Raw genomic sequence first — 26,894 nt, 5'->3', positions numbered from 1 at the left:
CTCAATGCGGAAGGATGGGATTTGTCAATATTGTTTGTGCGAGACAAACCTGATACTTTCCGCCTTTCTGGTCCGGCATGTAGTTGAAAAATGGTGCATGTCACGCCGATTGAATTATTTCTAATCAAGCGTTTAAGAGGTCACGGCCTTTGTCCACCAAAGAGACCAATTCTGAAAGCCGCGATGTTTTCCCGGTTTCCATAGAACAAGAAATGCGCCGCAGCTACCTTGATTACGCGATGAGCGTGATTGTTAGCCGTGCGCTGCCCGACGTCCGAGATGGTTTGAAACCCGTGCATCGTCGTATTTTGTACGCCATGCATGAAAACGGGTTTGAATATAACAAACCGTTCCGTAAATCGGCCCGTGTGGTCGGGGACGTGATGGGTAAATATCACCCGCATGGCGACAGCGCGATTTACGACGCGATGGTCCGTATGGCGCAGAGTTTCTCCATGCGCCTGCAATTGATTGACGGGCAGGGTAACTTCGGTTCCATGGATGGCGATAAAGCCGCCGCCATGCGTTACACCGAAGCGCGCATGGCAAAGTCCGCGCATTTCCTGCTTGATGATATCGATAAAGACACCATCGATTTCCGCGATAACTATGACGAAACCACCCGCGAACCATCTGTTTTGCCAGCACGTTTTCCAAACATGCTGGTCAATGGTGCCGGGGGTATCGCCGTTGGTATGGCGACCAATATTCCGCCGCATAACCTTGGCGAAGTGATCGATGGCTGCATGGCCTATGTCGATGACCCCGATATCACCGTCGAAGGTCTGATGGAATTCGTCCATGGACCGGATTTCCCGACAGGTGCTCTTATTCTGGGACGTTCGGGCATCCATTCGGCGTTTAAAACCGGCCGTGGTTCGGTTGTCATGCGTGCGCGCACCCATGTCGAAGAAGTTCGTGCCAAACGTGATGCGATCATTGTCACCGAAGTTCCCTTCCAGGTGAACAAGGCGACCTTGATGGAAAAGATCGCCGATCTTGTCCGCGACAAAAAACTCGAAGGTATCTCTGATCTTCGCGATGAGTCGGACCGTAACGGCGTTCGCATGGTGATCGAACTTAAACGCGATGCCAATTCCGACGTTGTTCTCAATCAGCTGTTCCGCTTTACAGCCCTTCAGACCTCGTTTGGTGTGAATATGCTGGCCCTGAACCGGGGCAAGCCGGAACTGATGAACCTGAAAGAAATCATTCAGGCCTTTGTCGAGTTCCGCGAAGAAGTCATTACCCGCCGTACCATCCATCTTCTGAAAAAGGCACGTGATCGTGCCCACGTCGTGGTTGGTCTTGGTATTGCGGTGGCCAATATTGATGAAGTCATCAAATTGATCCGCGCTGCTGCTGATCCGACGATTGCCCGTGAACAGTTAATGGCGCGCGATTGGGCGGCTGGCGATATTGTGCCGCTGATCGAACTGATTGCCGATCCATTGCAAGTGGGCTCAACCGACGGGCAGTATCGCCTGTCCGAAGCCCAGGCGCGTGCGATCCTTGAACTGCGTCTGCATCGCCTCACTGGTCTGGAACGTGATAAAATCGCGGGCGAATTGACCGAATTGGGCGAGAAGATCAAAGACTTCCTTGATATCCTTGCTTCGCGTGAGCGTAAGTTGACGATTCTTAAGGACGAGCTGATTGAAATGCGCAACGAGTTCGCCAATGAACGCCGTAGCGAAATTCTTGAAGCCGAATTCGAACATGACATCGAAGACCTGATTGCCCGTGAAGACATGGTGGTTACCGTGTCACACACTGGCTATATTCAGCGTGTTCCGCTGTCGACCTATCGCGCACAGCGTCGCGGTGGTAAAGGCCGTTCGGGCATGGCAACCCGTGACGAAGATTTCGTCACAAAGTTGTTTGTCGCCAATACCCACACCCCGGTTCTGTTCTTTAGTTCCGAAGGCATGGTCTACAAGATGAAAGTCTGGCGTTTGCCAATGGGAACCCCGCAGTCTCGCGGTAAGGCCCTTGTGAACATGCTGCCACTTTCTGAAGGTGAAATTATCACAACGGTTCTGCCGCTTCCGGACGAAGAAGAATGGCCGAACCTGCATGTGATGTTCACCACCTCGACCGGGAATGTCCGTCGTAACAGTCTTGCTGATTTCGTGAATGTGAAATCAAACGGCAAGATCGCCATGAAACTTGAAGAAGATCGTGGTGACAAACTGATTGCGGTTCATACCTGTACCGATGATGACGACATCTTGCTGACAACCCGCAAGGGTAAATGTATTCGTTTCCGTGTGACCGATGTCCGCGTGTTTACCGGCCGTAATTCGGTTGGTGTACGTGGTATCCGTTTGGCGGATGAAGACGAAGTCATCGCAATGTCGGTTCTGTTTGGTAACCATGTGTCGATGGAAGAACGCAGTGAATATCTTTCGATTACCGGCAAACTGCGCCGTGACGAAATCACTGCGGATAACTTGCCGCTCGAACTTCTGAGCGAAGAACGTTATCAGGAAATCATTGACGGTGATCAGATGATCCTGTCGGTGACTGAAAACGGCTATGGCAAGCGGACCTCGGCCTATGAATACCGCGTGACCGGCCGTGGCGGTCAGGGCTTTGCCAATATCGAGATGTCTGAACGTAATGGTAATGTTGCCGCATCCTTCGTCATTGAAGAAGGCGACGAACTGATGATGGTCACCAATGGTGGCAAAGTCATCCGTATGCCAACACATGATATCCGTATCGCCGGTCGTAAGACCCAGGGTGTGACGCTGTTCCGTACTGCCGAAGACGAAGAAGTCGTCGCAGTCGAACGCCTGTCCAACCTTGGGGGTGACGAAGAAGGCGATGGTGAAGGCGAAGATGGTGTGATTGACGGTGCCGAAGGCAGCGTCGAGACCACTGATGAAAACGCAACCGATGCCGCACAGACAAGTGCCGACGAAACCGGTGACGAAGCACCGGAATCTGATGGCGATACTCGCGACGAATAATTGGATGTTCTATGACTGAAATGTCTTCTACTGTATCGCGCATCGGGATTTATCCGGGGACTTTTGATCCGGTAACCCAGGGGCATATGGATATTATTCGTCGTGCGACCCGCATTGTGGATCAGCTTATTGTCGGCGTTGCGATCAACGCCGGCAAAGGGCCCATGTTCGGTGTCGAAGAACGCTGTGCATTGGTCGAAGGGGCCCTTAAGGGGGCTGGTGGCGAAATTGCTGCCCGCACCTCGGTAAAGCCATTTTCTTCGCTTTTGATGCAGTTTGCGCAGGAAAACGGATCAAGTACGATTATCCGTGGTCTTCGGGCAGTTTCTGACTTTGAATATGAATTCCAGATGGCAGGCATGAATGCCCGGCTGTCCCCGGAAGTTGAAACCGTCTTTTTGATGGCTTCGGAAAAGCAGCAGTTTGTCTCTTCGCGCTTCGTCAAAGAAATCGCCCGGTTGGGCGGTAACGTCACTGAATTTGTGCCAGCCAACGTGCTTAAGCGATTGCACGAAAAGCTGGCGGAAGAAAAGGAATAACGCAGGCCATGCGTCTTATTCGTCTTTTATCACTATTTGCTCTCGTACTAGGATTTATCACCATGTCCACTGGAAACGACGCTGTCGCTCAGGATCTGGAAAACACGCTTTATCTTGATCTGAAAGATGGCCGCGTTGTGATTCAGCTTCGCCCGGATCTTGCGCCGAATCATGTTGCCCGCATCAAGGAACTGACCCGCGAGGGGTTCTATGATGGCCTGAAGTTCCATCGCGTGATTGATGGTTTCATGGCACAGACCGGTGACCCGAAAGGCAATGGGACCGGCGGTTCAGGTCAGAAACTTGACGCTGAATTCTCCAAAGAACATCACGGTCGTGGCGCTGTTTCAATGGCCCGTTCGGCCAGCCCGAACAGCGCAGACTCGCAGTTCTTCATCTGCCTTGACGAGGCACCGCACCTTGATGGTCAATACACCATCTGGGGTCAGGTGACCGAAGGCATGGAATATGTCGATATGATCAAAAAGGGCGCGCCGTGGGCCAATGGCTCCGTCGCCGACCCGGATCAGATCGTTAAAATGCAGGTTGCGGCAGACGCCCAGTAATCGCCTTTTTCGATCCGTTACAACCGAAAGCCGTCCCTTTATGGGGCGGCTTTCGCGTTTTAGGGGCTGAAACGCTAAAAAGAGGAAAAATATGGAAATGAGGTGTTGACCAGCGCCGCCTGTGCCATTAAAACGCGCTTCACCAACGTTGAGGGCCCGTAGCTCAGTTGGTAGAGCAACTGACTTTTAATCAGTTGGCCACAGGTTCGAATCCTGTCGGGCTCACCATTTCAAAACCCCTGAAACTTAGATGTTTCGGGGGTTTTGCATATCTGCATTTCCCTCCGTCAATCATCATGTGATCGTCCTGTCCAGGCTGCCTTGTCTCGGGTGGCCCCGCCGATATCCATGGGCACTTTTTTTGATCGGGCGAAGTCCGGGTTTTCAACGCTTTTTGGTCGGATTTATTGCGGATGTGTACTTTCCCTTAAAAAGGGGGGTTGACCGATGACGCCAGTCCCATTAAAACGCCGCTCACCAACGTTGAGGGCCCGTAGCTCAGTTGGTAGAGCAACTGACTTTTAATCAGTTGGCCACAGGTTCGAATCCTGTCGGGCTCACCATTTCAAAACCCCTGGAACTTAAATGTTTCGGGGGTTTTGCATATCCGGCTTTTGCACCGTCGTTTCACCTGTCTTTCGATCCGTGATCAGGCGCAAAGCCGTTTCCCCAAAACCTTGTTCAGATGATACATCGGCATCCCGCGCAAAGCGGGACAGGCATGCACGAAAAAGCTGTGTCATTTCGCACTTGCGATTGCATCGCAATTCTATTTGTTGTAGGGAATGCAAATCAGTTTCAAATGCATCGGAGCAGGACGTCCGGTGCGGATCGTCTGTTTGATCGGAAAGTTAAATGCCTGAACCTGTAAATCCGTTGGCCGCATCCGAGGATGCGCAAAGCCTGATCCCATCCGATGGCGCAACTGCACCTGATGCATCTGCGACGGGGACCCTGTCTGCGGACGGGACGATCATGGTTGATCCAGATACCGGTCTTCCGATGGATACCGTCGCAATGACCCAGACCAGCTCCTTTGGTGATGCGCTTGGCGGGCTGCCTGTTCTTGAACAGGTCGACCGTGCCGGTATTGTCGGCTGGGTTCTGGCGGCCATGGCCCTGATCGGGTTGATCCTGTTCTTCTATAAGCTGGTCGGCTTCCTGCGCCGTGGCGTTTTTGCCGACGGATTTGTCAAAGATGTAGAACGCCATCTGTCAGCAGGCAATGAAGCAAAGGCTGCTGATGTGATGTCGCGTCGCCGTCATCCTGCGGCCCGTATCGGTCTTTCGGGGATGTCGCTGTCGGTGACATCTGCCGATCAACGCGAAGCTGCATCGGACCTGATTGCCGCACGTGCGCGCAAAGAAATTGACGGACTGAATGGCGGACTTCGCATTATGTCGGCGATTGCCGTGCTAAGCCCGCTTCTGGGATTGCTTGGCACGGTCATGGGTATGATCGAAGCCTTCCAGAAAATGGAAGGTGCCGGAAGCCGTATTGACCCGTCGGTATTGTCGGGCGGTATTTGGCTGGCACTTTTGACCACGGCGATTGGTTTGGTCGTCGCGATCCCGGCAACGGCCTTCCATATGTGGATGCAGGGCGTTATCAGCCGTGCAGCAGCCGTTATGGAAGATGTTTGCACCATGGTGGTCAATCGTGTGGAACTGTCCCACAGAGCTGATTTAGGGGCATCCAACGTCGCTGAACTGCGTCACGCTGCCGAATAGAAACCCATCCGCCGGAATATGCCTTATGCAATTGCGCGAACGTAATCGCGGTTCAACACCGATGATCGGTCTGACCCCGCTGATTGATGTTGTTTTCATTCTGCTGATTTTCTTCATGCTGGCATCAAGCTTTCTCGATTGGAAAGGCTTTGAGATGTCGGTCAGTATTACCGATGGCAAATCAACCGCTCAAAGCGATGTCCGCCCGATCACGATCAATGTCGATGCGAATGGTGGATTGTCGATCAACAGCGAAGCTGTGTCGCTATCCGGCTTGGTTCCGGCCATAAAGCGCGATCATGATGGATCACCGGTTCGCTTGCGCCCGGTCAATGGTGCGAACCTGCAACATCTGATTGATGTGATGGATGCGTTGGGGCGTGGTGGTGTGACCGATGTGGAGTTCGTTGAATGAAGCGTCGCATTGTCATTTCCGAAGACGGACCGGTTCAGGAGCCAATGCTGCCCCTGATCAATATTGTCTTCCTGCTTTTGATCTTTTTCATGATTGCCGGCAGCCTGCAAAAGCTGGGTCCTTTTGAAGTCAACCCGCCTGCAAGTCAGACCGCCGCAGCAGACCCGGAAAACACGATTGTCTTGTGGCTTAGCCAAGGGGCCGAGATCGGGATTAATGATCAGAAGGGCGGGCTTGAAAGACTGTCTTCCATGTTGCCCGAAGACTATATCGGTCGTCCTGTCGAAATCCGCGCTGACCGCGCGACCGAGGGGGCCAAAGTCGTCGCCGTGCTGAAACGGTTACAGGAACTCGGTGTGGATAAGGTCCAGTTGATGACGGCGATGGAACCGGGGCAGGGACCGCAATAATATGTCAAAGCGTCTTGATCTCCTGATCGCTACGGGTCTTACGGGTATTGTCCTGACCGGCGGCATTGTTCTTGCCATGCCTGAACCACAACCCTCGGGTTGGGGCGGGGCCGGTTCGGTTCAAAGTATCAGTATCTCGCTTGGTGCAGGAAGCGCGCTCAGCGGGGAAGCTGAAATCGATGAACAAAGTGCGGATTCAGTCGACAGCAAGGCTGCCGAAGAACCGGTAGAAGTCATCGAGCCTGATCCAGAACCAGAACCGGTTAAAGCCATTGAACCGGAACCGGTTGTTGAGCCTGAGCCAGAAGAAATCGCCGAACCGGAGCCAGAGCCGGAACCCGAGATCGTCGAAGTCGAACCCGAGCCGGAACCAGTTCCCGAACCGGTCGTCAAAGAAATTGTTGAACCTGTGCCTGAACCAGAACCGGTTGTGGTTGCGGAATTGGCCGAAGTCCTTCCGGTACGTATGAAGCCAAAGCCACCGGTGAAACAGGTTGAAACTGCCGAAGTGGTCGAGGCCGTCAAAAAGACGCCAGAACCGGTCACACAGGCAACCGGCCTGACAAATTCAACCAAATCCGAAGGCACGGTTGGGGACGTCGCGAAAAGTCAGGCGGCAAGTGCCTCGAACGGATCTGGCGGTGGTGCAGCGAGCAAGGCCGCAATGGTTGATTATCAATCCTCGGTCCTGCAGATGCTTAATCGCTACCGCGAATACCCGGACCGTGCCAAACGTCGCGGGATTGAAGGTCAGAACAGCATCTATGTCGTGATTGAACGCGACGGAACGGTCAAGGTGTTCAAGATGCTGTCATCAAGTGGATCGAAACTGCTTGATCGTGAAACCCAGCGGATGATTGAACGGGTACAAAAGTTCCCGCCATTCCCCGATACCATGACTGAAGACAGCATCACACTGACCATTCCGGTGGTGTATAACCTTCGCTAGCTCAAAGGCTTAGAATGCAACGGATGTTGAGGTGTGGGGCGAAGTAGCCTGAAACAGATCAGGCTTCGCCGTCCTCCCATTGGTAATCAAGCGGGGCTTCGCGCCAGGCGAACTTGTCAAGATGGACGACAATAACCCCCTTCATCGCTTCAATCCCCTCACGCTTGTGCGATTGCCCGGCAAAGGCCAGGCGATCTTCATGGGCGGTGATGATGCATGGCCCCATCGGAAAGGCGACATTGCCGGTGGTTTCGTCCAGATCAACCTCGACCTTGTGGGCAAAATGCTTGCAGAGCTGGACAAGATACTTGGCAGCCTTGTCGGTTTTGACCGATCCCTTGGTGGTAAACATCTTATGATCTCTCTCGGGTTGCATTTATGGCGTCGCGCACGGTTTATTGCGACGGTGCGTCGTTCAGACCGACCCAATAGACACCATCAAGGTCGACTGCCTGAAACCGTTCAAAAAATGTTACCAGTTCGGCATCTGGTTCGAGGTCGGCATAGATATCGGGATGCAGCCACTTGGCCATGGCCTGCAGGGCAAAGACATTGATAGGATTGTTATAAATGTGATGCCAGACGGAATAGACCTGCTTGTCCTTTACCGCCGTTAGGAGCGGCAGACCGGTACGTTCCATGCTGTGAGCCAAAGAAGAACGTGCCTGATCGGCACTGGTGTTTGCGCCAAGGACAATGCGCCTTGCATTGGTTTCCGCATCCAGCCCGGCTGATCCGATGGCTGTGGTGATGTAAATGTCGGGGTCGGTGACGATCACCTGTTCGACGGATACCTGGCTGATGATGCCGGGGATGGTATCGGCAAAGATGTTCTCGCCACCGGCGAGTGTGACGAACTTGCCGATCATTTCAATGCCCATGGCTTCGCAGCAGTTTTCAGCAAGGCCGACGCGGCTTTCAAGGAAGACACTGGGTTTGTCGATGATCTGTGCGGTGCGTGAGGTCACCTTTGAAAGATTTTCCTCATAGAATTTCACAAAGGCTTCCGCCTGTTCTTCCTTACCCATCAGCTTGCCAAGAAGACGGATGCTTTTGGGCGTGTTTTCAAACGGTTTGGCCCGGAAATCGATCATCACCACCGGAATATCTGCTGCCCCCATAACAGACAGGACCTCGTGGCTGGTGGAACCCGGGCCATGGCCGCCCGACATGCCGAAAATCGCAACATCCGGTTCAACCGTAATCGCCTTTTCGACAGAAAATGTTTCCTCGTTTCGGCGGCCAACCAGCGGGATATCATCAATTTCGGGGAATTTATCGCGATATTGCGCAAACGAGGCCGGGTCGAGCGATTTGAATTCGCCCATCATACCTGCAACCCAGCGCACCGGATTTTCAGGATCAAGAATGCCGATAGATGGCAAGAAACGCCCTTCGCCCAAAATCATATGTTTGACAGGAACTTCAAGGGTAACTTCCCGCCCGGCAATATCGGTAAGTGTGATGGTTTCACCAGCTTGTGCCGCACTGGCGCACATGACGGTCGCGGCGAGGAAGCCCAGAAAACGGTTTAATTTCATCTCGATTGATCCTGTTGTGGTTTAGGCAGGCAGTTTTGGCTAAAACGCCGAAATGAGCGGCACAAAATGCCACTCATCACGGATTGAAAGTTTGGTGATCAAGAACCTGATCAGAATGAAACCTTCGCTGAGACAAGGAAGGTCCGGCCCGGCTCGTGATAGGGTTCAATCGCACTGCTGTCATAGCCCGGAGTTGTGCGGGCGACGTAATCGCGGTCAAAGATATTGAGAACATCAAGGCGCAGGGTCACAGAACGTGACAGGGCCTCCGGGGTCCATTCGCCGTACATATTTGCAACGAAGTATGTATCAAGCTTCTCGTTGCCGTTCTTTTCCGGATCATCATTGGACAAAGCCAGTTCGGAATTCGCACCGACTTGCGCGCCCAATTCTTCAAAACGATGTCCAACTTCGAAATTAACCATGTCACCGATCAGGACACCCTGATAGGAGGCGTTGTTGCTGCTTGGGACATTGCCATTTTGTTCAACATCGGTGTGGCTATAGGCAACACGCGCGAAGCCGGGACCATAATTCCAGGTTGTCGACAGATTATATCCGCGGGTGTCCAGTTCGCTTGTCGTGTTACGGGTCGCGTATTCCAAGGAGTGGGAGCCATTAATCTTGTTGTAGAACAGGCTTCCGTCGAAGGAAAACTGACCAATATCGTAACGTGCGCCGCCTTTGTAATTGTGCGACCGGGATGGCTTGATGCCGGTATAGTCCCACATGCCCGAATAGTTATAAATCGCTGATTCCCCGATCGGAAGACCGCCAAATGACGTGCCCATTCCGGCATAAACCATCAGGTCATCCGTCAGGTCATATTCGGTGTTGGCGTTGCCGCTCAGGCCAAACTCGCTAAAATCCGATCCGTCGATGCCTTCAAACCATTGCTGGTCACCACGACCGCCAAACGAAACACGCCAACGATCCGTCAGCGACAGACGCGCTTGTGTGAACAGCCCGATATTCGTTGATGTTTCCGTGAACCGACCTGCAAGACCACCTGGACGGGCCGTGTCACCGCCGCCGGTTGCTTCATCGTGATAGAAATCAACACCGGTTGTGATATCGCCCGTGCCGATATCAAAGGTATTGGCGGCTTTACCGTTAAGTGTTTCAATTTCGGCTTCAAGATGGGTGTTGCCATTTAGCGCCGGAACGTCGAGATGGGTCTTGCTGTAATTCAGGCTAAGGTCCGGTGCCAACATGTCTGATGGTTGCTCGTCAACATAACTGACGCCAACCGAGGTATCCTTGTATGAAATCCATTGGGCGGCAGCCCCACTGGTCAAGGAGCCAAAGTTCGGACGGGCAGGACGAACACCTTCATCTTCAAGGTGGCTGGCAAATGCTTCAAACCGACCGCCATCATTTCCGGTAAAGGCAAATTTACCCATACCGTTTTCGCTGCCATCAGCAGTGCCGGTGACTTCGTTGCCGTCACCATCTTCATAGTTGCCCTGATTGCTGTTCTGAATATAGGCCAGTGCTTCAAAGCCTTCGTGCTGACCAGCAAGCGTCAGCCATTCGGTAAAGCCTTGCGTGTTGCTGTTGTACTGGATTTTTGCCCAGCCACCGAACGGATCATTTTCGTCAAGGATGTCGCGGGCATCTTTGGTTTCATATGACATGGAACCGCCAAGTGCGTTCGGACCTGCGTCTGCCGGGGCTATCCCGGCCTCGACGCCGACTGATTTCAGCATGCCCGGATCAATGATTGCCGTGCCGATATGGTGGTATGTGGAATCAACCTGCCTTCCGCCATCGACCTGCACATTGAGTTTGGTGTTCTCAATGCCCTGAACATAAACCTTTTGCGCAATTGCAGTTGGTCCACCAACCTGAACGGACGGCTCGTTGGCAAACACATCTTTGATGGTTTGCGGGTTGGCGCGGTCCAGATCGTCCTGATCAATTTCCACACCACCCGGAAGACTTGGGCCGGACTGTACGGATGCGGTGACTTCCACAGGCGGCAGCACGTTCTCGGACGCATCGGTCTGGTTGTCTTGGGCAAAGGCAGCAACAGGCAAAACGGTTAAAGCAACACCGGCAAGCAGGGTGGAGCGGAACAGCCCCCCGAACCGGGGAGATGTATCTTGCGAGTGTAACTGAGGCATGTTCATTCCCTATCAAATAGATTGCAAATGCGAATGATTGTGAATATTATTATCTGGAGCGGGAAGGCAACAGGAATGATGTTTGCCAAATCGCAGGACATGTTTGCGAAATCGTCAAACGTGTTTGTGCACAGGCATTTGAGGCCATTTGCGCAATTGCTTAATGCTTCTTCGTAACGTCGGAACGGCAGGAGAGATTTGTGGTGGTAACAGCGCAGCGGCCGATAACACGGCGTGATTCTATTACCAGGAACGAATTGGAAGAACTTGGCTCCCGTGTCAAAAGCATGGGGGGCCTATTGGCAGGACACGGGTCGCTTATGAGCGGCCGAATGTCCTTTAGCGATGCCCGGTCACACCTTGATATTCATACCTCCAATACGATGGAGATGAAGGACGCCGTTGCCGATTATGAAGTCGGGGCGGCGGTCAAGGTTGCCATTGTTCTAAAGGGGCGTGTTCAGGCGGAGTTCGATGGCGTGCCGGTCGATCTGGACGCACGCGACCATCCGGTTGGCTTTATCTGGTCTGTGTCACAGCCATCCACGGTGCGACGCTACATCCATAAAGGAAGCGAAATCAGCAAAGTCATGATTTCGGCCCGGTTGGACTGGGTTGTCGAGAAGTTGAAAAAATCACCGTCGCGCTATCGTGCAATTGCCGATTTCTTTCAATCGGGTATTTCCGTGCGCTCTTGGCAGCCGTCGCGGCGGATACTGGCGCTGACGAATCAACTGATCTATCCGCACACAGACGACCCGCTGCTTCTGGATCTTTATTCTGAAAGCCGTGGTCTTGAGATTTTTGCCGAAGCACTTGGTGCCCTGCAGGCCGAAACGATCACGGAGAATACCCAGAAAGAACCAGATCCGATTGATCAGTATTTTAAAGCACAAGAAATTCGTGAATTTATCACTGATCATATCCTTGATGATTTGAACCTGACCACTCTGTCGCTGTCTTTGGGAATGAGTGTTGCCAACCTGCAGCGTATTTTCAAAAACGCTTATGGTACGACAATTAAGGATTTTATCCGGGAAACCCGTCTTGTCACTGCGCGGGATGCCATGGAAAAAGATGGTCTGACGATTGGACAGGCCGCCTGGCTGGCGGGATATTCAAGCCCTGCCAATTTTGCCACGGCCTTTAAACGTGTCTTTGGCATGTCCCCGTCGGATTCTCGTGATCGTTAGGATCGATTCATGTTATTATATGATTAAATTGAATCATCGCGAGCCAATCTACTTTGCCGTCTGCCGCCATGTCTGTCCTGAGATCGTGCTGTTCACGCGATCAATCGGGAAGGGTGCAATAGGCTTACCCCGGATCTGAAGATTCCCCCGCCAGACCACGCGCCCAAAAACGCGCCCTTACACAGAAAAGGGCGCAAGGATCATTACCCTTGCGCCCAAAGAATGATGATCGGGAAATCAGGATTGTGCGGTCAATCGTCTGACAAAGGCATCCACATCTGTCCGCAGTCGTTCCGAGTTTTGTTTCAGGGTTTTGGAAACTTCAAACACTTCGGATGCAACAGCACTTGTTCTTGATGCCGTTCCATTGACGGTTTCAAGGCTGCTGTTCACATCCAGATTGGCCGAAGAAACCGCGTTGATATTGCCGCTGATTTCTGTTGTTGCGGCGGCCTGTTGTTCAACAGCTGCCGAGATTGCAGTGACGGATTCTACGATGTTGCTGATCTGGCTTGCAACCGAACGGATGGCATTGACCGCCGCCCCGGTACTTTGCTGTACGGAATTAATCTGTTCGGTGATGTCACCGGTTGCCTTGGCGGTCTGATTGGCAAGGTTTTTAACTTCGCTTGCGACGACGGCAAACCCTTTGCCGGCTTCACCGGCACGGGCAGCCTCGATTGTTGCGTTTAAGGCCAGAAGGTTGGTCTGGCTTGCGATCTTGTCGATCAGATCAACCACGGTGCCGATTTGATCCGCAGCAGCACTCAGGGTTTCGATCGTATCCGATGTTTGTTTAACCGATGCTTCGACCTCGTTCGAGATGGTCGATGCGCGCGACACCTGACTGGAAATCTCGCGGATGGAACTATCAAGTTCTTCGGCCGCACCGGCAACCGTCGTTGCATTGTCGGCGGAAATTTCGGCCGCACCACGGGCGCGTTGAACTTCGTCCTGGGTTTCACTCATGCTGGAAATCAGGGTGTTGGATGCCTGCGACATATCGTCTGCCGAACTGGCGACCGCAGAAACCACTGTGCCGATGGTTTCCTCGAACTCGCGGGACATATCGGCAAGTTTGTTATTATAGGTGTTCTGGGTTTCTTCGTAATAGACCGTAATGGCCATTTCCACATCGACCAGCAAGGCATTGATTGATGACACCACCATCAACGATACCTGTGGATCACGGTGGTGGTTTTTAAACAGCATCGCGGCAATTTCGCCCAGCATGTAATTATAGGCCGATACATAGGATTCAGGCGTCAGGCCAATGCGTTCATGGGCTTTGCCGATGCGTCGGACATCGTCATAGAAGGAGTCATCGAAAGTCCCTTCGAACAGTTTTGCCCAGTGTTTGCGCTGCGCATTTTTCAGGCGCTCGATATTGGACGGGTCCCCGATGATTTTTGCCAGTTCCGGGCGGCCCATGACTTTGCGGTAAAACTCGTCAAGAACAGGTGCAAGGTTCTTCTCGATTGTCGGCCATGCGCGATTGAGCTGCTTGACCTTGGCTTCGTCAAAGCCAATGAACTCAAGCCTGCGGCGTAGTTCCGGATGCATGCAAAGTCCCCCAAGGTGTTCTGTTTATAAACGATACAATGATCTAGGTGTTGTAACCTTACGTTGGGCTGTGATTTCTTAAATAAACTATACGTTGGTATGTGCTTTTGCGCTCGTTAGGGCAGGGGACGGCAGAAAGTGCGAGGATTTCTGTGTTTTTGCGACTTATTTTTCTCAAACCCTGATCGGGAGCGTCTGACTCGGTGTTGAAACCATGAATTGAATGGAGGGGCTTATGCCTATCAATGCCGGACAGCTCAGAACTTTGGTCGTCAAACCCGTGCTTGCAGCACTGGATCTGGCGGCACCAGACGTTGCCGAAAACCTGATCATGGGGACAGCGGCCCATGAAAGTCATCTGGGGGACTATATTGAACAGGTCGGCGGTGGCCCGGCCATGGGCATTTTCCAGATGGAACCCGCCACCCTTAATGATTGCTATGTGAACTATCTTGATTATCCCGGCCGTGCAGCACTGAAGGCCAAAGTCGATGGTTTTTTGGCCGCTCAGCCAGCTTTGGCCGATGGAAGCCCTGATAAGGCGGCTCAATTGGCAACCAATCTGGCCTATGCGACGGCTTTATGCCGAATTCGCTATTACCGTGCCCCGGCTGCGATGCCAACGGATGCAAATGATATCAACGGGCTCGCAGCTTACTGGAAGCAGTATTATAACACGCCATTGGGGGCCGGAACGGTCGAACAGTTCGTCGCGGACTACAATCGCTATCTTGGCTAAGGCCAACATGCCGTAACGTCGGGGAAATATTTTTTCCCCGATATGGCAAAAACAGTGGAAACAGACCGGCCTTTTCGCCAAAATCCCCCTCCGCAGGGCGTGGTTGCGCAAAAAACCACCAAACCAGAAAAATATAGGGGATCCCAATGAAGCGTCGTCAGTTCCTTAAAAGTGCCGGTCTCGGGGCTGGTGCGGTTGCCGCATCTGTCGCAGCACCGGCCATCGTTTCAGCCCAGGAAAGCCTGAATTGGCGCATGGTGATGCCCTGGCCAAAGGGCACACCGGGTCTTGGTACCAATGCGGAAAAGTTCGCTGCCATGGTCAAGGAAATGTCGGCGGGCCGCTTGAACATCTCTGTCTTTGGTGGTGGCGAGATTGTCCCGCCGTTCGAATGCATGGATGCGGTCGAACAGGGCGTGGTCGAAATGGCGCACGGCACCCCGTATTACTGGCAGGGTAAAAACCCGGCGCTTAATTTCTTCTCGACCATTCCGTTCGGCCTGACCGCGTGGGAGCTTTCAAGCTGGCTGCGTTTTGGTGATGGTCAGAAGCTTTGGGAAGAAGCCTATTCCGAATTTAACGTTGTTCCGTTCTATGCCGGGAATTCCGGCATGCAGGCAGGTGGCTGGTTCAACAAGGAAATCAATTCGCTTGATGACCTCAAAGGCCTTAAAATGCGCTATGCCGGTTTGGGTGGCGAAGCCATGCGCCGTGCCGGTGCCAACGTTACCATGATGCCACCGGGCGAAATCATGCCATCCATGCAAAGTGGTGCGATTGATGCGGCTGAATGGGTTGGCCCGTGGAACGATCTGGCCTTTGGTCTGTATCAGGTTGCCAAATATTACTACACCCCGGCTTTCCACGAACCTGGACCGGGTCTTGAGATTTTTGTTTCCAAGGAAAAGTTTGATTCCCTGACCCCTGATCTGCAGGCGATCATTCGTTTTGCCGCACAGGCGATTGCGGAAAACACCCTTGCAGACTTCACCTTCAATAACCTTCAGTCCTATCAGCCGCTGATCGACAAGGGCGTTGAAGTGCGTCAGTTCCCTGATGAAGTCATCATGACACTGGCGGAACATTCCAAAGCCGCCGTTGATGAAATTGCCGCTCAGAATGATCTGTCTGGTCGTATTGCCGCAAGCTATCTTGATCTGGTCAAGAAGGCTGCGCGTTATGGCAAGGAATTTGAAGCAACCGGCCTTCTGCACCGTGCAAAGGTCTGGGGTTTCTAAGAAAAACCATTCCAACGGATCAATATGCCGGACCTGATGGGTTCGGTTGATGAAAAGGGACTGCCGTCGGGCGGTCCCTTTTTGCGTTGCATCCGGTGATCTTGCGGTAACCCACGGGTGAATGTTTGGCAGTGAAATGTCGATGTTATGCAGGCTGCGCGATGCAGCGTCCCGCAAACATGAATTGTTGCCTGCGCCAAAAAACGTAACTTTGATCTCAAAGTTGGTTACGAAATTACCATCGTGACTTTTTAACGCAAAAATTTACCAATATCGAATTGGAAGCCCCACAATGAAACGTCGTCAATTTTTAAGCGGTGCCACCGTTGCCGCCGGCGCATTTGCGGCCACGACCGCTGCGCCATCCATCGTTAAGGCCGATGAAACCATCAATTGGCGCATGGTTATGCCATGGCCAAAAGGCACACCGGGCCTTGGTGCCAATGGTGAACTGTTTGCGCAGCGTGTGAATAAAATGTCGGGCGGTCGCCTCAAAATCACCGTCTATGGTGCAGGTGAGCTGGTTCCGGCCCTCGAATGTATGGATGCGGTCGAACAGGGTGTTGCCGATCTGGCACACGCCACCCCGTATTACTGGTTTGGCAAAGACCCGGCTGTATCGTTCTTTACCACCATTCCGTTTGGTCTGATGGCTTGGGAATTGTCGGGTTGGCTGCGTTTTGGCGGTGGTCAGGAACTTTGGGACGAGCTGTATGCACAGTTTAACGTCAAGCCGTTCCTGGCAGGCAATACCGGCCTTCAGGCCGGTGGCTGGTTCAACAAGGAAATCAATTCTGTTGAAGACCTTCAGGGCCTGAAAGTCCGTTATGCCGGTATCGGTGGCGAAGCCATGCGCCGTCTGGGGGCGACCCCGTCGCTTCTGGCAGCAGCCGACATTCTGCCAAGCTTGCAGTCAGGTGCGATTGATGCGGCTGAGTGGGTTGGTCCGTGGAATGATTATGCATTCGGTCTGGCATCGGTTGCCAAATATTACTACACCCCGGCATTCGCCGAACCGGGTTCAGGCATCGAAGTCTTTATCAACAAGGACAAGCTGGCGGAACTGCCAGAAGACCTGCAGGAAATCGTTGCGGTTGCCGCACAGGCCAATGTTGATCAGACGCTTGCAGATTTCACATTCAACAATGTGCAGTCCTATCAGGCGATCCTGAACAAAGGGACCGAGATCCGTCACTTCAACGATGATCTGATCACGGCCTTTGCCGGTGCCGCCAAAGAAGCCGTCGAAGAAATTGCCGGTAAAAACGATCTGAATGGTCGTATTTATGCATCCCTGATGGACTTTGCCAAAAAGGCAGCGCCATACGGCAAGGAATTCGAAGCAACCGCGCTGAACCAGCGTGCAAACGTGTTTGCCAATTCATAACCCTGATCGGGATGACGCACTGCGCCAATGACAAAGGCCGGCACGTTCGCGTGTCGGCCTTTGTTTTTTTGGGGGGATGGTTCGCGCATTTGGATTGGCCCTAATCCATATGGGCTACCTCAAGCGGGAAAAGATGGCGATAGGGGCGGGCTTCTTCGATGCAGCGCGCAAAGGACGGGCGGTCCATCAGCCGATCGCGATAGGCATGAAGATGGCTGTATTTACGGTCAATCGGGTGGGTCCAGTGCGCATAAAAAAGGGCGGGACCTGCGGCACAATCGGCCAGGGTGAAATCATCGCCCGCCGCCCAGTGCCGCGATGCCATTTTGTCGTTCAACCAGCCATATGACGTTTCAAGAAGCTCAATCGCCTTATTCACCCCGTATGGGTCGCGGTCCGGCTGTTCGCGGAGAACGTCAAAGACAACCGTCATTTGCGGTGTCGAAACATAGTTGTCAAAGAACCGGTCCATGAACCGGGTTTCAAGCGCGATCTCGGGATCCTGCGGGATAAGATGATGACCGGAATTATAGCGCACATCGATATATTCAATAATGATCGTGCTTTCCACCAATGTCCGGCCATCATCAATGATCGCTGGCATGCGCTTAAGGCGCCAGACATCTTCAAACTCGGCCAGGATTTCCGGGTTTTCAAAATCAATGGCGCGCAGCGTGTAATCGACGCCATGTTCATAGAAGGCCACCAGCGCCTTTTGACAATAGGCGGAAAAGCGATGGCCATAGAATGTGATGGGCATTAAAGCCTCCCGACGTTTCTTGCATAAACCAATTGCGTTTTGCAACCGGTTGTATTCTGACAAAACTGATCCTATTTTGCAATCAGAACTTAAAAAGGAACGCGAGACATGGATCAGCACCGTTCGGGATGCCCGATTAATCTGACATTGGAAGTATTGGGGGATCGATGGAGCCTGATCGTCATTCGCGATGTCATGTTTGGCAATCGCCGCCATTTTCGTGAATTGTTGGGAAATTCCGAAGAAGGCATTGCTTCAAACATTCTTTCCGCGCGCCTCAAACGCCTTGTCGCCGAGGGGCTTTTGTCCAAAAACCCCGATCCAAGCCACGCCCAGAAATCAATCTATAGTTTGACCGGCGCTGCGATTGAACTGGTGCCGATTCTTGTGCAGATGGGCGCATGGGGCCGTCGTCACACACCGGTATCAAAAGAACTGTCGATCAGGGCACAGTTGCTGGAAGAAGGCGGACCGGCCATGTGGCAGGGCTTTATGGATGAACTGCGCCACATCCACCTTGGCACGCCCGCCCCAAATATATCGGTTTTGAGCGCGTTGCAGGATGCCTATTTGCGCGTGGTTGCTGATTAGGCCGCCAAATAAGGCCGCCAATCATCAGACAAAAGAAAAGGGTGCCAAGGCACCCTGATCACTAAACCCGTTTCGGGATTTTATCGCATGTTTACGGCTGTTTACTGCTGCTTACTGCGCGCTTAATGCACAGTCGGTGCATTGGGGCTCGCTGGCAGATCAAAGGTGAATTTGTCCTGATCTTTAAGTTCTTCATTCGCGGGCCGTTTGACCAGTTCTGCTGCGAGAACCAGGGACGTTTCAATCGTCCATTTAAGCTGTTCGACCGCAGCTTCATTCCCGGCATTTAACGCCTCGGGCAGGATGCGTTCTTGTAAGAACTTGGCAACCCCGGCAAAGGCGCGCGCAGCACTTTCGCAGTTGGCCCGTTCGACCATGAACCGCCCGGACTGCTCTATCGCGTCCGAAATACCGGCCAGATGCCCCATCATGACGCGAATTTCGCGGTCGTCCGTTTCGGTTTTCTTGGCAACAAATCGCAAAATACCGGCGTAAAAGCCGTAATCAGAAGGCATTGGAACCACGCTTCCCTTAGGTTTTAATTTAGGGTCCTGACCCAAAATTGGATTTGCGTCGTTTTAGACAATATGTCCGCCGTGGTATAGTCCCCGATAACAGATAATTGTAACCGCCTGATTTGGCGGCCAGAATAAAGCTTATAGACAGGGCTATACGCGGATGCTTCAGGGCGGACTGATCTTTATTGTTGCGATGACCTATATCGGCCTGTTGTTCGCCATTGCCCATTATGGCGACAAATATGCTGAAAAATGGCGTGGATCAAAGCTTAAGCCAACGATCTATGCCCTTTCGATGGCGGTCTATTGCACAAGCTGGACGTTCTTTGGCTCGGTCGGGACGGCCGCCACACGCGGCTGGGCGTTCCTGCCGATTTATATCGGTCCGATTTTGGTGATGATTGTCGGTTTTGGCGTCATGACCAAAATCGCCCGCGTTTGCCATCAACAAAATATCACATCGATTGCCGATTTCCTTGGCTCGCGCTATGGCAAAAGCCAAAGTCTGGCCGCCCTTGTTGCCCTGATCGCGGTTGTCGGGGTGTTGGCTTACATCTCGCTTCAGCTAAAAGCCGTGTCACTGTCCTTTGACGTTCTGATTGGCGAGTTGGGCGAACAGGTTGTCCGCCATTCCGCAGGCCATTTTTCCAAGGATACGGCATTTTACGTCACGATCCTGATGGCGGTTTTCGCCATCCTGTTCGGGGTGCGTTATATCCACGCATCCGAACATCATGATGGCCTGATCCTTGCGGTTGCGTTTGAAAGTCTGGTCAAACTCGCAGCCCTTTTGCTTGTCGGGTTCTTTGTCGTCTATGGCATGTTTGACGGCTTTGCCGATATGAACCAGCGCGCGCTTGCCGATCCGATGGTCCGGCAATTGTTTATTCCCGATACATGGCTGACATCGCATTTCTTCATCGCAACCTTGCTTGCGGCTTTTGCCATATTCTGCCTGCCGCGCCAGTTCCATGTCACCTTTGTTGAAAATGACGACAGCCGTAATCTGGTCAGTGCGCGGTGGCTGTTCCCGGCCTATCTGATTGCAATCAATATCTTTGTTGTACCGATTGCCATTGCCGGTCTGTTCATGTTTGGCGATGACCCGACGGTCAACCCCGATACCTTTGTTCTGACCCTGCCACTGCTTGGCGGGCAAAACTGGCTGGCGGTGCTGGCCTTTATTGGCGGGCTTTCGGCCAGTACCGGCATGGTGATTGTGTCCTGTGTCGCGGTCTCGACCATGGTCTGTAACGATCTGGTCATGCCGCTTTTGCTGCGGTCGGAAAAACTGCAAAAACGCATGTCGGGCGATGTCAGCCAGGTTTTGCTGAAAGTCCGCCGTGCCGCCATCATTGTGCTGCTGTTTCTGGCCTACGGGTTTTATCGGTTTCTGTCGGAAAAATATGCGCTGGCCGATATCGGCATGCTGTCCTTTGCCGCCATGGCGCAATTTGGTCCGGCAGTTCTGGCTGCGATCTATCTTAAAAACATCAACCGCACCGGGGTTCGGCTTGGCCTGATATCCGGGTTTGCCTTGTGGGTTTACACGCTTTTGCTGCCGGCATTTGTTCAGGGCGAATTGCTTCCGGCCTCCATCCTCACCGACGGGCCGTTTGGCATTGCCATTTTGCGCCCGCAGGCCCTGCTTGGCGTCGGGATTGAAGACACCTTGACCCACGGGGTGGTCTGGTCGCTTGGTGTGAACTTTATCTTGATGTTTGTCGGCTCTGCCGTGGGCGTGCAGGGTGTTACCCAGCGCCGACAGGCACAGGTCTTTGTCGATGTCTGGCGCAAAAACACCAAGGTCAGAAGTGACATGTGGCCGGGCCGCGTCACCCTTGGTGATCTTGAAGATCTGGCCGCGCGGTTTCTTGGCAAACATTGGGCGCAGCGTGCCTTTCGTAATTACCTGCAAGACCGCGAAAATCCGACCAAACGATCCGATCTGGCCGATGTCGATGCCGCGAACTTTACCGAACATCTCTTATCCGGGGCAGTCGGGGCGGCATCATCGCGCGTGGTGATGGCATTGTTGCTGCCCGATAAGGCCGTGTCGCGCCGCGATGCGATGGAACTTCTCGACGAAGCATCCGAGGCGATCAAGTTCAACCGCGATCTTTTGCTCAATACCCTTGAAAACATTTCGCAAGGGGTCGGGGTGTTTGACCAGAACCTGCGCCTTGCGACGTGGAACCATCGGTTCATTGATCTGCTTGGCGTTGCCACCAACGACATTCAGGTGACCTTGCCGCTATCTGATCTGGTGCAAATTTGCCGGATCAACGGCACGCGGGCGATCAATATCGATATTTTGCTGGGCCGTAATGCCGCCCCGCAAATGCGCCGCTTGCCCCATACCTATGAGCGCAAAAGATCAGACGGCATGGTGCTTGAAATTCGCACCAACCCGATGCCTGATGGCGGGTTTGTCGCGACCATTGCCGACATTACCGCCCGTGTCCGTACCGAAGAAGCTCTGCGCGAAAGCGAACGCAACATCCGGATTTACACCGATAATATTCCGGTCATGATTGCCTATGCCGATAAAAATCAGCGTTTGCGCTTTACCAACCGTCCGTATGAAAAGATGTTTGGCCTGAGACGGGTCGAGGCACACGGCATGGCGGTGCGCGAGGCTGTCGGCGAGGAACGCTTTGTCCATCTCGCCCCGATGATTGATCTGGTGCTTAAGGGATATCGTCAAAGCTTTGAAATCGAATTCCCGGCGATCACGCGCAACCGCAATGATGAACGCGGGGTGCTTGGTGTGCGCGAAGGCCGCTATGCCGAAGGCACCTATATCCCGCACTTTGATGAAACCGGCGAAGTTCTGGGTTATTTCTGCATTTATCACGACATTACCGAACGTAAAACCGCCGAACAGGCGCTGAAAGAAGCCAATGAAGGCCTTGAAGCCCGCGTGACGGAACGAACCCACGCGCTGGAAGTCCTGAACTCCGAACTGTCGATTGCCAAGGAACAGGCCGAAACCGCGAATGATACCAAAACCCGTTTCTTTGCTGCGGCCAGCCACGATTTGCTGCAACCGCTTAATGCAGCACGTCTGTTTACCGTCGCACTTGGCGGCAAGCACGGTTTGGCCGAAGATGTGATGGATCTGGTCGGTAAGGTTGATCTGTCGCTTAAGGGTGTCGAAGAACTGCTTAACGAGCTGTTGGACATCTGCAAGCTTGATGCCGGTGCGATGCAACCCACCATTCGTGATTTTGCCATCAATGATGTGCTGGGTGCGCTTGAAACCGAATTTGGCCCGATTGCTGAAAATGCCAATCTTAGTTTCAAGGTCCATAAGCGCGATCTTTGGGTCCATAGTGATTCGCGCCTTCTGCGCCGTATCCTGCAAAACTTCATTTCCAATGCCATGCGCTATACCCGAACGGGCGGGGCCGTGGTCGGCTGCCGTGTGCGCGGTGATAAGCTTAATATCGAAGTCTGGGATAGCGGGCCGGGCATCCCCGAAGACAAACTGAAAATCATCTTCCGCGAATTCCACCGTCTTGAAGGCCCGGAAACCACCGATGTAAAGGGGCTTGGCCTTGGCCTTGCCATCGTTGATCGTCTGGGCAAATCGCTTGGTCATCCGGTCACGGTGCGATCGCGCCCCGGTCGTGGCACGGTCTTTTCCGTTGAAGTCCCGCTTGGCGTTGCCGATACGCAAAGCACGCCGAAACCCAAACGCCGCATGGCCGGCGAATTGGGCGGTTTACGGGTGCTGTGCATTGATAACGAACCGACCATCCTTGATGGCATGCGCGCCATGCTTGATAACTGGGGATGTGTCGTGGCAACCGCACAATCGGGCACATTCGCCGAAAACCTTCTGACCAATCCCGAAGACGGAAAATCGCCGTTTTCCCCGGACATCATCCTTGCCGATTACCACCTTGATTCCGGCCGGACCGGCCTTGAAGTCCTGTCCCGCCTGCGCGATGTTCACGCCGTTAACGTCCCGGGCGTCATCATCACCGCCGACCGCTCCACCGAAACCGCTGATTTGATCCGGGAGCAGGGCTTCTCGTTGCTGAACAAGCCGTTGAGGCCAGCGAAATTGCGGGCGTTGATGACGCGGGCGCTTAACAGGTTGGGCACGGATGCAGCAGAATAACTATGTATGATGTCCTGATCCGACGATCTAATTTTGGAGCGTCTTAAATTGATGAAGTCTTTTTTGTTCTTTGTAATCGGGTTGTTAACGCTGACTTGGGACTTTGATGGAAAGTATGCTCAAGCAGAACAACCGAATGCGGACTGCGCATCGCTACCGTCGGTAGTCTTTAAAACAGAATTTCAAGATTTGCCGATAGAGTTAGCCGAACACTGTTTTCTCGAGGATGACGCATTTGCGCATTCTTACCTGCAAAGTCTCTATCTCGCTCATCTCACAAACGTTTCTGAGTCCAATCGTACAACCTTGATGCGGCCGGATGGCAATCACAGCCCTGAAAGCTATTTAAAGGCTTTGCTGATACGTATGTTAACGACAGACTCAAGGCCTGCATATAGTGACCATTTTTACTGGCAAGAGTATCTCCGCAAAGCAGTCGAGGGCGACGTAAGATACGCAAAAATCTTAGCCGTTTATCGAAATGTAGTAAGCCGTTCCTCGAACGAGCTGGAGGTCGAACTCCCAGAGGATATGGGAAAGGCACATAGGGAGGCTATTGAGTATTTCGCGGACGGATGCACTCAAGTGCGGTTCTCTCCAGAAAGGAATGATGAGTTCCTTGCAAAGTACTGGCAGACACCCGAATACCCCCAAATGCTCGCCAACCACGTTGCCAACAATTGTGGTTACGCAATTGACTTTGCAGAGCGGAATGCTCTTAAGCCACAAGTTGTAGGTGAATTCTTCATTACCATGCCTCGTTTGGTGTTTGAACGGTCCCGTGGGCTTGAGGATAGCATGGCGACGCTCAAGGGAATGACGGCAAAGGAAGCATCAGATGATCTTGTGCCGGAAGTCGATCATTGGCTGAACAAGTACAAAGGGGAATTAACAGAAAGCCCTCTTGACTGGTGTGACCAATATGTTCCAGGCAAAAAAAATCTATGTTACCGAGTTGCATTCAGGGATCATTTCACTTGTATGTCTTCACTTTCGATGCCCTCGCCATACGACGTGCGGCATTCATCTGAATATGAGCTGTGTCGAGCAGGTGAAATTGCTAAATTCAAAGATGCTCTGCTTGATTAACTAACAGTATGTGAAAAAGGGGACACTTTTATTTTCTATCCTTACGCACTTTCCTGAACCGACTGAATCAGTATATCAGCCGGAATGTTCCACACTTTATTGAGCTTCCTGATTTGTGTCAGAGACAAGCTAGTCTTGTGATTAAGGAATTCTGAGGCGCGTGAGCGACTGCCAAGCAGCTTACCGAGTTCCGCACGTTCCAGCCCATTTTGTTCCATATAAAACAGCACGGCTTCAACCGCATCTGGTGCGGAAATCGGGAATTGTTGTGCTTCATACTGATCAATCAGGATGCCAAGAATTTCGAGTTGATCGGCCTCTGCTGTGCCGGGTCTTGCATTCCAAAGACGTTCGATAAGCTCCATGGCTTCGGCATGGTCGGCTTCGGTCTTGATGGGTTTCAGTACATGGGTCGTTTGCATTTCTTTGCTCCTGCCAAAGTCGCTAAAACTTATCGACGGATTTGGCATCAATCTTGTCGTAATCGGCATGGGTGCCGACGAATTTGATCCAGGCGATCTGGACGTCAAACCGGAACGCGACAATCAGCCGATAGTCATTGCCATGTATCTTGAACCTGATCCGCTCGGCATTGATGCTTTTGGCGGTGCCAAAGACATTCAAAACATCTTGATGGTTCTGCCATTGCGCTTTTCGGGTTCGATCAAACCATGCCTTGAGCGGTTGTTCGGTTTCAGGATGCTTTGACCAGAATTCAACAAGCACCTTGCGGGCAATGATACGCATTGATTTCCCTGATGCTGTGGTGCTTGGGTCTTCAATTATTTTGGACTATATCATGTTCCAAAAATTGGAACAATATAATTTTGCCCGGCACTCATTTTGTGAGTGCTAGTTTGGCGCCCATCGCAACAAAAGCCCCGGCAAAACCCTTGCCCAACCATCGCATCACATTCGGGCGCTCGATAATGCGGTGTCGAAGGGCGGCAGCAAAACACCCATAAATGACAAACACCCCAAACGTCATCCCCATAAAGATCAAACCAAGCACCGTCATTTCGCCAGTTGTATCGGGCGTGTTAGCGCTAACAAATTGCGGCAGGAAGGCGAGGAAGAACAGCGATAGTTTGGGATTAAGCAGGTTGAGCAAAATCCCGTCGCGGAGGGTTTTAAGAATGCTGGTCGGGGTGTTGTTGGCCGTGACTTTCATTGCCCCCGTGCCATGCCACATTCCCCACGCCATATAAAGCAGCCACGCCACCCCGAGATAGCGGACGGCCTCAAACGCGAGGGCGCTGGTGTGGAGAAGCGCGCTTAGGCCAAGGATGCTGGCGGCCATATGCGGGACGATGCCAAGCGTGCAGCCAAGGGCGGCCCATATGCTGGCTTTGCGTCCGCGTCCCAACCCAATGGCAAGGGTATAGATAACCCCGGTTCCGGGCAGGGCGACGACGATGAGCGAGGTTAGAAGATAGTCAAAAGTGATCATGTCCGGTCCGTTCAGTTGCGTGCTGTTGCTCGAAATATAGGGGGGCAGGAGCAGCGCATTCTTGAACGGAATTGCAGGATGTTTAGCAGGCCCTGATGGCCTTGGCATAGCGGCCCGGTGTGATGCCAAAGGCGCGGACAAAGTGACGGTTAAGGTGGCTTTGATCAGAAAATCCCGCATCCTGCGCAATATCGGCAAGACGCGCACCGCCCTTGATCATGGCGCGTGCAAGATCAATGCGCCGCTGGATCAGATAGGCATGCGGGGTAAGGCCCGTTGCACGGGTGAAATCGCGCAGGGTTTGAAAACGGCTTAATCCCGTCACGGCGGCAAGATCATGAAGGCCGTGTGCTATGCTCGGGCAATCATCGATCAATGATTTGGCGCGTTTGATCCGGGCATGGGCAACGGATTTGCCTGTGTCGGGGTTTGGTCCGTGCGCGCCTGCACCCGCGTTGATTTGCGCGTGATGAAGCAACAAGAACAGCATTTCTTCCCGCCGCAAGCGGGCCGCATTCTCATTACCCTTGGCAATGGCATCAAACAGCGTGATGAAACAGGATCGTACTGGCGGGCTGTCAATCACCGGATTGGTGAATTCATAGTGCGTATGCGCACCATTGGTCATATCGGATGCCAGATCGGCAATCAGGGTTGGCTCGAAATACAGCATGTTCCAACCGCGCGCATCGTCACCAATCGGATGACCATCATGCACTTCGCGCGGATTGACCGTAATGATGTTGCCAGCCCCGGCTTCGACCATGCCGCGCCCGGATGCGGATTTTTGCGCACCGGCATACATATAGCCAATCCCGAACGCCTCGTGGGTGTGTTTGGCAAAGGAATGGCGTGTCTGGGCCATGATGGCCTCGACACCCGCACAATCATGGGAAATGATTTCGATCTGATCCGACATGCGTCAAAGGTGGCAGCGTTGTGCGGGTTTGGCAATGGGGTGTGATGGCGCGTATTGCGCGGGCTG

Annotated in this window: 24 protein-coding genes and 2 tRNA genes; 16 read left to right on the top strand and 10 right to left on the bottom strand. The window is 52.9% G+C overall.

Annotated elements, in window-relative coordinates; translation table 11 throughout:
• Nucleotides 1-149: 149 nt before the first annotated feature.
• From gyrA to RIC05_RS00135, 9 genes are all read left to right on the top strand, one after another.
• Nucleotides 150-2,975: a DNA gyrase subunit A gene (gene gyrA / locus RIC05_RS00175; RefSeq protein ID WP_350047382.1), complete on the top strand. Its 2,826-nt coding sequence runs from the start codon at nucleotides 150-152 to the stop codon at nucleotides 2,973-2,975.
• 11 nt (nucleotides 2,976-2,986) lie between these two features.
• A complete protein-coding gene (gene coaD / locus RIC05_RS00170) occupies nucleotides 2,987-3,514 on the top strand; it encodes a pantetheine-phosphate adenylyltransferase (protein WP_350040772.1) in 528 nt (175 codons plus the stop codon).
• A gap of 62 nt (nucleotides 3,515-3,576) precedes the next feature.
• Nucleotides 3,577-4,080, top strand: a complete 504-nt coding sequence (locus tag RIC05_RS00165; RefSeq protein WP_350040773.1) for a peptidylprolyl isomerase — start codon at nucleotides 3,577-3,579, stop codon at nucleotides 4,078-4,080.
• 152 nt (nucleotides 4,081-4,232) lie between these two features.
• Nucleotides 4,233-4,308, top strand: a tRNA-Lys gene (locus RIC05_RS00160).
• Nucleotides 4,309-4,567: 259 nt separating this feature from the next.
• A tRNA-Lys gene (locus RIC05_RS00155) sits at nucleotides 4,568-4,643 on the top strand.
• 292 nt (nucleotides 4,644-4,935) lie between these two features.
• Complete coding sequence (locus RIC05_RS00150; RefSeq protein WP_350047381.1) at nucleotides 4,936-5,811, top strand: MotA/TolQ/ExbB proton channel family protein; 876 nt, start codon at nucleotides 4,936-4,938, stop codon at nucleotides 5,809-5,811.
• Between the two features lie 25 nt (nucleotides 5,812-5,836).
• Nucleotides 5,837-6,226, top strand: a complete 390-nt coding sequence (locus RIC05_RS00145; RefSeq protein ID WP_350047380.1) for an ExbD/TolR family protein — start codon at nucleotides 5,837-5,839, stop codon at nucleotides 6,224-6,226.
• Nucleotides 6,223-6,636, top strand: a complete 414-nt coding sequence (locus tag RIC05_RS00140) for an ExbD/TolR family protein (RefSeq protein ID WP_350047379.1) — start codon at nucleotides 6,223-6,225, stop codon at nucleotides 6,634-6,636. The genes RIC05_RS00145 and RIC05_RS00140 overlap by 4 nt, the downstream gene beginning before the upstream one ends.
• 1 nt (nucleotide 6,637) lies before the next feature.
• The gene (locus RIC05_RS00135; protein ID WP_350047378.1) at nucleotides 6,638-7,585 is read left to right on the top strand and encodes an energy transducer TonB; all 948 of its coding nucleotides are present in this window, start codon (nucleotides 6,638-6,640) and stop codon (nucleotides 7,583-7,585) included.
• Between the two features lie 58 nt (nucleotides 7,586-7,643).
• Here the strand turns inward: RIC05_RS00135 and RIC05_RS00130 are convergent, their stop codons facing one another.
• The 3 genes from RIC05_RS00130 to RIC05_RS00120 form a co-directional block, all read right to left on the bottom strand.
• Nucleotides 7,644-7,937 (bottom strand): DUF2218 domain-containing protein, encoded by a 294-nt coding sequence (locus tag RIC05_RS00130; RefSeq protein WP_350047377.1) that lies wholly within the window; start codon nucleotides 7,935-7,937, stop codon nucleotides 7,644-7,646.
• Nucleotides 7,938-7,980: 43 nt separating this feature from the next.
• A complete protein-coding gene (locus RIC05_RS00125) occupies nucleotides 7,981-9,126 on the bottom strand; it encodes an ABC transporter substrate-binding protein (protein WP_350047376.1) in 1,146 nt (381 codons plus the stop codon).
• A 110-nt stretch (nucleotides 9,127-9,236) separates the two neighbouring features.
• Complete coding sequence (locus RIC05_RS00120; protein WP_350047375.1) at nucleotides 9,237-11,252, bottom strand: TonB-dependent receptor domain-containing protein; 2,016 nt, start codon at nucleotides 11,250-11,252, stop codon at nucleotides 9,237-9,239.
• A gap of 320 nt (nucleotides 11,253-11,572) precedes the next feature.
• Here RIC05_RS00120 and RIC05_RS00115 point away from each other — a divergent pair, with 320 nt between their 5' ends.
• Nucleotides 11,573-12,445: a helix-turn-helix transcriptional regulator gene (locus tag RIC05_RS00115; protein WP_350047374.1), complete on the top strand. Its 873-nt coding sequence runs from the start codon at nucleotides 11,573-11,575 to the stop codon at nucleotides 12,443-12,445.
• A gap of 237 nt (nucleotides 12,446-12,682) precedes the next feature.
• Here the strand turns inward: RIC05_RS00115 and RIC05_RS00110 are convergent, their stop codons facing one another.
• The gene (locus RIC05_RS00110; RefSeq protein WP_350047373.1) at nucleotides 12,683-14,008 is read right to left on the bottom strand and encodes a protoglobin domain-containing protein; all 1,326 of its coding nucleotides are present in this window, start codon (nucleotides 14,006-14,008) and stop codon (nucleotides 12,683-12,685) included.
• Nucleotides 14,009-14,243: 235 nt separating this feature from the next.
• Between RIC05_RS00110 and RIC05_RS00105 the strand changes: the two genes are divergently transcribed.
• The 3 genes from RIC05_RS00105 to RIC05_RS00095 all read left to right on the top strand — a co-directional run bounded on the left by RIC05_RS00105 (nucleotide 14,244) and on the right by RIC05_RS00095 (nucleotide 17,372).
• Complete coding sequence (locus RIC05_RS00105; protein ID WP_350047372.1) at nucleotides 14,244-14,747, top strand: hypothetical protein; 504 nt, start codon at nucleotides 14,244-14,246, stop codon at nucleotides 14,745-14,747.
• A gap of 146 nt (nucleotides 14,748-14,893) precedes the next feature.
• Complete coding sequence (locus RIC05_RS00100) at nucleotides 14,894-15,985, top strand: TRAP transporter substrate-binding protein (RefSeq protein ID WP_350043507.1); 1,092 nt, start codon at nucleotides 14,894-14,896, stop codon at nucleotides 15,983-15,985.
• Nucleotides 15,986-16,277: 292 nt separating this feature from the next.
• On the top strand, nucleotides 16,278-17,372 hold the full coding sequence (locus RIC05_RS00095; RefSeq protein ID WP_350047371.1) for a TRAP transporter substrate-binding protein: 1,095 nt from the start codon (nucleotides 16,278-16,280) through the stop codon (nucleotides 17,370-17,372).
• 100 nt (nucleotides 17,373-17,472) lie between these two features.
• Here the strand turns inward: RIC05_RS00095 and RIC05_RS00090 are convergent, their stop codons facing one another.
• Nucleotides 17,473-18,132, bottom strand: coding sequence for a glutathione S-transferase family protein (locus tag RIC05_RS00090; RefSeq protein ID WP_350047370.1), 660 nt, complete (start codon nucleotides 18,130-18,132; stop codon nucleotides 17,473-17,475).
• Nucleotides 18,133-18,240: 108 nt separating this feature from the next.
• Between RIC05_RS00090 and RIC05_RS00085 the strand changes: the two genes are divergently transcribed.
• Nucleotides 18,241-18,723: a winged helix-turn-helix transcriptional regulator gene (locus RIC05_RS00085; RefSeq protein WP_350047369.1), complete on the top strand. Its 483-nt coding sequence runs from the start codon at nucleotides 18,241-18,243 to the stop codon at nucleotides 18,721-18,723.
• Between the two features lie 122 nt (nucleotides 18,724-18,845).
• Here RIC05_RS00085 and RIC05_RS00080 read toward each other — a convergent pair whose 3' ends face one another.
• Nucleotides 18,846-19,238, bottom strand: coding sequence for a hypothetical protein (locus tag RIC05_RS00080; RefSeq protein ID WP_350043511.1), 393 nt, complete (start codon nucleotides 19,236-19,238; stop codon nucleotides 18,846-18,848).
• 163 nt (nucleotides 19,239-19,401) lie between these two features.
• Here RIC05_RS00080 and RIC05_RS00075 point away from each other — a divergent pair, with 163 nt between their 5' ends.
• A complete protein-coding gene (locus RIC05_RS00075; RefSeq protein ID WP_350047368.1) occupies nucleotides 19,402-23,370 on the top strand; it encodes a hybrid sensor histidine kinase/response regulator in 3,969 nt (1,322 codons plus the stop codon).
• Nucleotides 23,371-23,421: 51 nt separating this feature from the next.
• Nucleotides 23,422-24,459: a hypothetical protein gene (locus RIC05_RS00070; protein ID WP_350047367.1), complete on the top strand. Its 1,038-nt coding sequence runs from the start codon at nucleotides 23,422-23,424 to the stop codon at nucleotides 24,457-24,459.
• 41 nt (nucleotides 24,460-24,500) lie between these two features.
• On the opposite strand, the gene RIC05_RS00065 is transcribed toward RIC05_RS00070, so the two are convergent.
• From RIC05_RS00065 to RIC05_RS00050, 4 genes are all read right to left on the bottom strand, one after another.
• Nucleotides 24,501-24,881: a helix-turn-helix domain-containing protein gene (locus RIC05_RS00065; RefSeq protein WP_350047366.1), complete on the bottom strand. Its 381-nt coding sequence runs from the start codon at nucleotides 24,879-24,881 to the stop codon at nucleotides 24,501-24,503.
• A 22-nt stretch (nucleotides 24,882-24,903) separates the two neighbouring features.
• The gene (locus RIC05_RS00060; RefSeq protein ID WP_350047365.1) at nucleotides 24,904-25,206 is read right to left on the bottom strand and encodes a type II toxin-antitoxin system HigB family toxin; all 303 of its coding nucleotides are present in this window, start codon (nucleotides 25,204-25,206) and stop codon (nucleotides 24,904-24,906) included.
• 91 nt (nucleotides 25,207-25,297) lie between these two features.
• Nucleotides 25,298-25,909 (bottom strand): LysE family translocator, encoded by a 612-nt coding sequence (locus RIC05_RS00055; protein ID WP_350047364.1) that lies wholly within the window; start codon nucleotides 25,907-25,909, stop codon nucleotides 25,298-25,300.
• 82 nt (nucleotides 25,910-25,991) lie between these two features.
• Nucleotides 25,992-26,828 (bottom strand): AraC family transcriptional regulator, encoded by an 837-nt coding sequence (locus tag RIC05_RS00050; RefSeq protein ID WP_350047363.1) that lies wholly within the window; start codon nucleotides 26,826-26,828, stop codon nucleotides 25,992-25,994.
• Nucleotides 26,829-26,894 lie beyond the last annotated feature (66 nt).

Origin of the sequence: Thalassospira sp., assembly GCF_040218635.1 — a bacterium.
Lineage (GTDB): Bacteria > Pseudomonadota > Alphaproteobacteria > Rhodospirillales > Thalassospiraceae > Thalassospira.
This window is presented reverse-complemented; position numbering and strand designations above follow the sequence as displayed.

Bases quoted from the DNA above. Each gene is read 5' to 3' on its own strand.
- RIC05_RS00150 (WP_350047381.1), top strand. From the start codon at position 4,936: ATGCCTGAACCTGTAAATCCGTTGGCCGCATCCGAGGATGCGCAAAGC.
- RIC05_RS00095 (WP_350047371.1), top strand. From the start codon at position 16,278: ATGAAACGTCGTCAATTTTTAAGCGGTGCCACCGTTGCCGCCGGCGCA.
- RIC05_RS00115 (WP_350047374.1), top strand. From the start codon at position 11,573: ATGAGCGGCCGAATGTCCTTTAGCGATGCCCGGTCACACCTTGATATT.
- RIC05_RS00145 (WP_350047380.1), top strand. From the start codon at position 5,837: ATGCAATTGCGCGAACGTAATCGCGGTTCAACACCGATGATCGGTCTG.
- RIC05_RS00055 (WP_350047364.1), bottom strand. From the start codon at position 25,909: ATGATCACTTTTGACTATCTTCTAACCTCGCTCATCGTCGTCGCCCTG.
- RIC05_RS00075 (WP_350047368.1), top strand. From the start codon at position 19,402: ATGCTTCAGGGCGGACTGATCTTTATTGTTGCGATGACCTATATCGGC.
- RIC05_RS00120 (WP_350047375.1), bottom strand. From the start codon at position 11,252: ATGCCTCAGTTACACTCGCAAGATACATCTCCCCGGTTCGGGGGGCTG.
- RIC05_RS00080 (WP_350043511.1), bottom strand. From the start codon at position 19,238: ATGCCTTCTGATTACGGCTTTTACGCCGGTATTTTGCGATTTGTTGCC.
- RIC05_RS00065 (WP_350047366.1), bottom strand. From the start codon at position 24,881: ATGCAAACGACCCATGTACTGAAACCCATCAAGACCGAAGCCGACCAT.
- RIC05_RS00105 (WP_350047372.1), top strand. From the start codon at position 14,244: ATGCCTATCAATGCCGGACAGCTCAGAACTTTGGTCGTCAAACCCGTG.
- RIC05_RS00070 (WP_350047367.1), top strand. From the start codon at position 23,422: ATGAAGTCTTTTTTGTTCTTTGTAATCGGGTTGTTAACGCTGACTTGG.
- RIC05_RS00060 (WP_350047365.1), bottom strand. From the start codon at position 25,206: ATGCGTATCATTGCCCGCAAGGTGCTTGTTGAATTCTGGTCAAAGCAT.
- coaD (WP_350040772.1), top strand. From the start codon at position 2,987: ATGACTGAAATGTCTTCTACTGTATCGCGCATCGGGATTTATCCGGGG.
- RIC05_RS00050 (WP_350047363.1), bottom strand. From the start codon at position 26,828: ATGTCGGATCAGATCGAAATCATTTCCCATGATTGTGCGGGTGTCGAG.
- RIC05_RS00130 (WP_350047377.1), bottom strand. From the start codon at position 7,937: ATGTTTACCACCAAGGGATCGGTCAAAACCGACAAGGCTGCCAAGTAT.
- RIC05_RS00125 (WP_350047376.1), bottom strand. From the start codon at position 9,126: ATGAAATTAAACCGTTTTCTGGGCTTCCTCGCCGCGACCGTCATGTGC.
- RIC05_RS00100 (WP_350043507.1), top strand. From the start codon at position 14,894: ATGAAGCGTCGTCAGTTCCTTAAAAGTGCCGGTCTCGGGGCTGGTGCG.
- RIC05_RS00090 (WP_350047370.1), bottom strand. From the start codon at position 18,132: ATGCCCATCACATTCTATGGCCATCGCTTTTCCGCCTATTGTCAAAAG.
- RIC05_RS00135 (WP_350047378.1), top strand. From the start codon at position 6,638: ATGTCAAAGCGTCTTGATCTCCTGATCGCTACGGGTCTTACGGGTATT.
- RIC05_RS00140 (WP_350047379.1), top strand. From the start codon at position 6,223: ATGAAGCGTCGCATTGTCATTTCCGAAGACGGACCGGTTCAGGAGCCA.
- RIC05_RS00165 (WP_350040773.1), top strand. From the start codon at position 3,577: ATGTCCACTGGAAACGACGCTGTCGCTCAGGATCTGGAAAACACGCTT.
- RIC05_RS00110 (WP_350047373.1), bottom strand. From the start codon at position 14,008: ATGCATCCGGAACTACGCCGCAGGCTTGAGTTCATTGGCTTTGACGAA.
- RIC05_RS00085 (WP_350047369.1), top strand. From the start codon at position 18,241: ATGGATCAGCACCGTTCGGGATGCCCGATTAATCTGACATTGGAAGTA.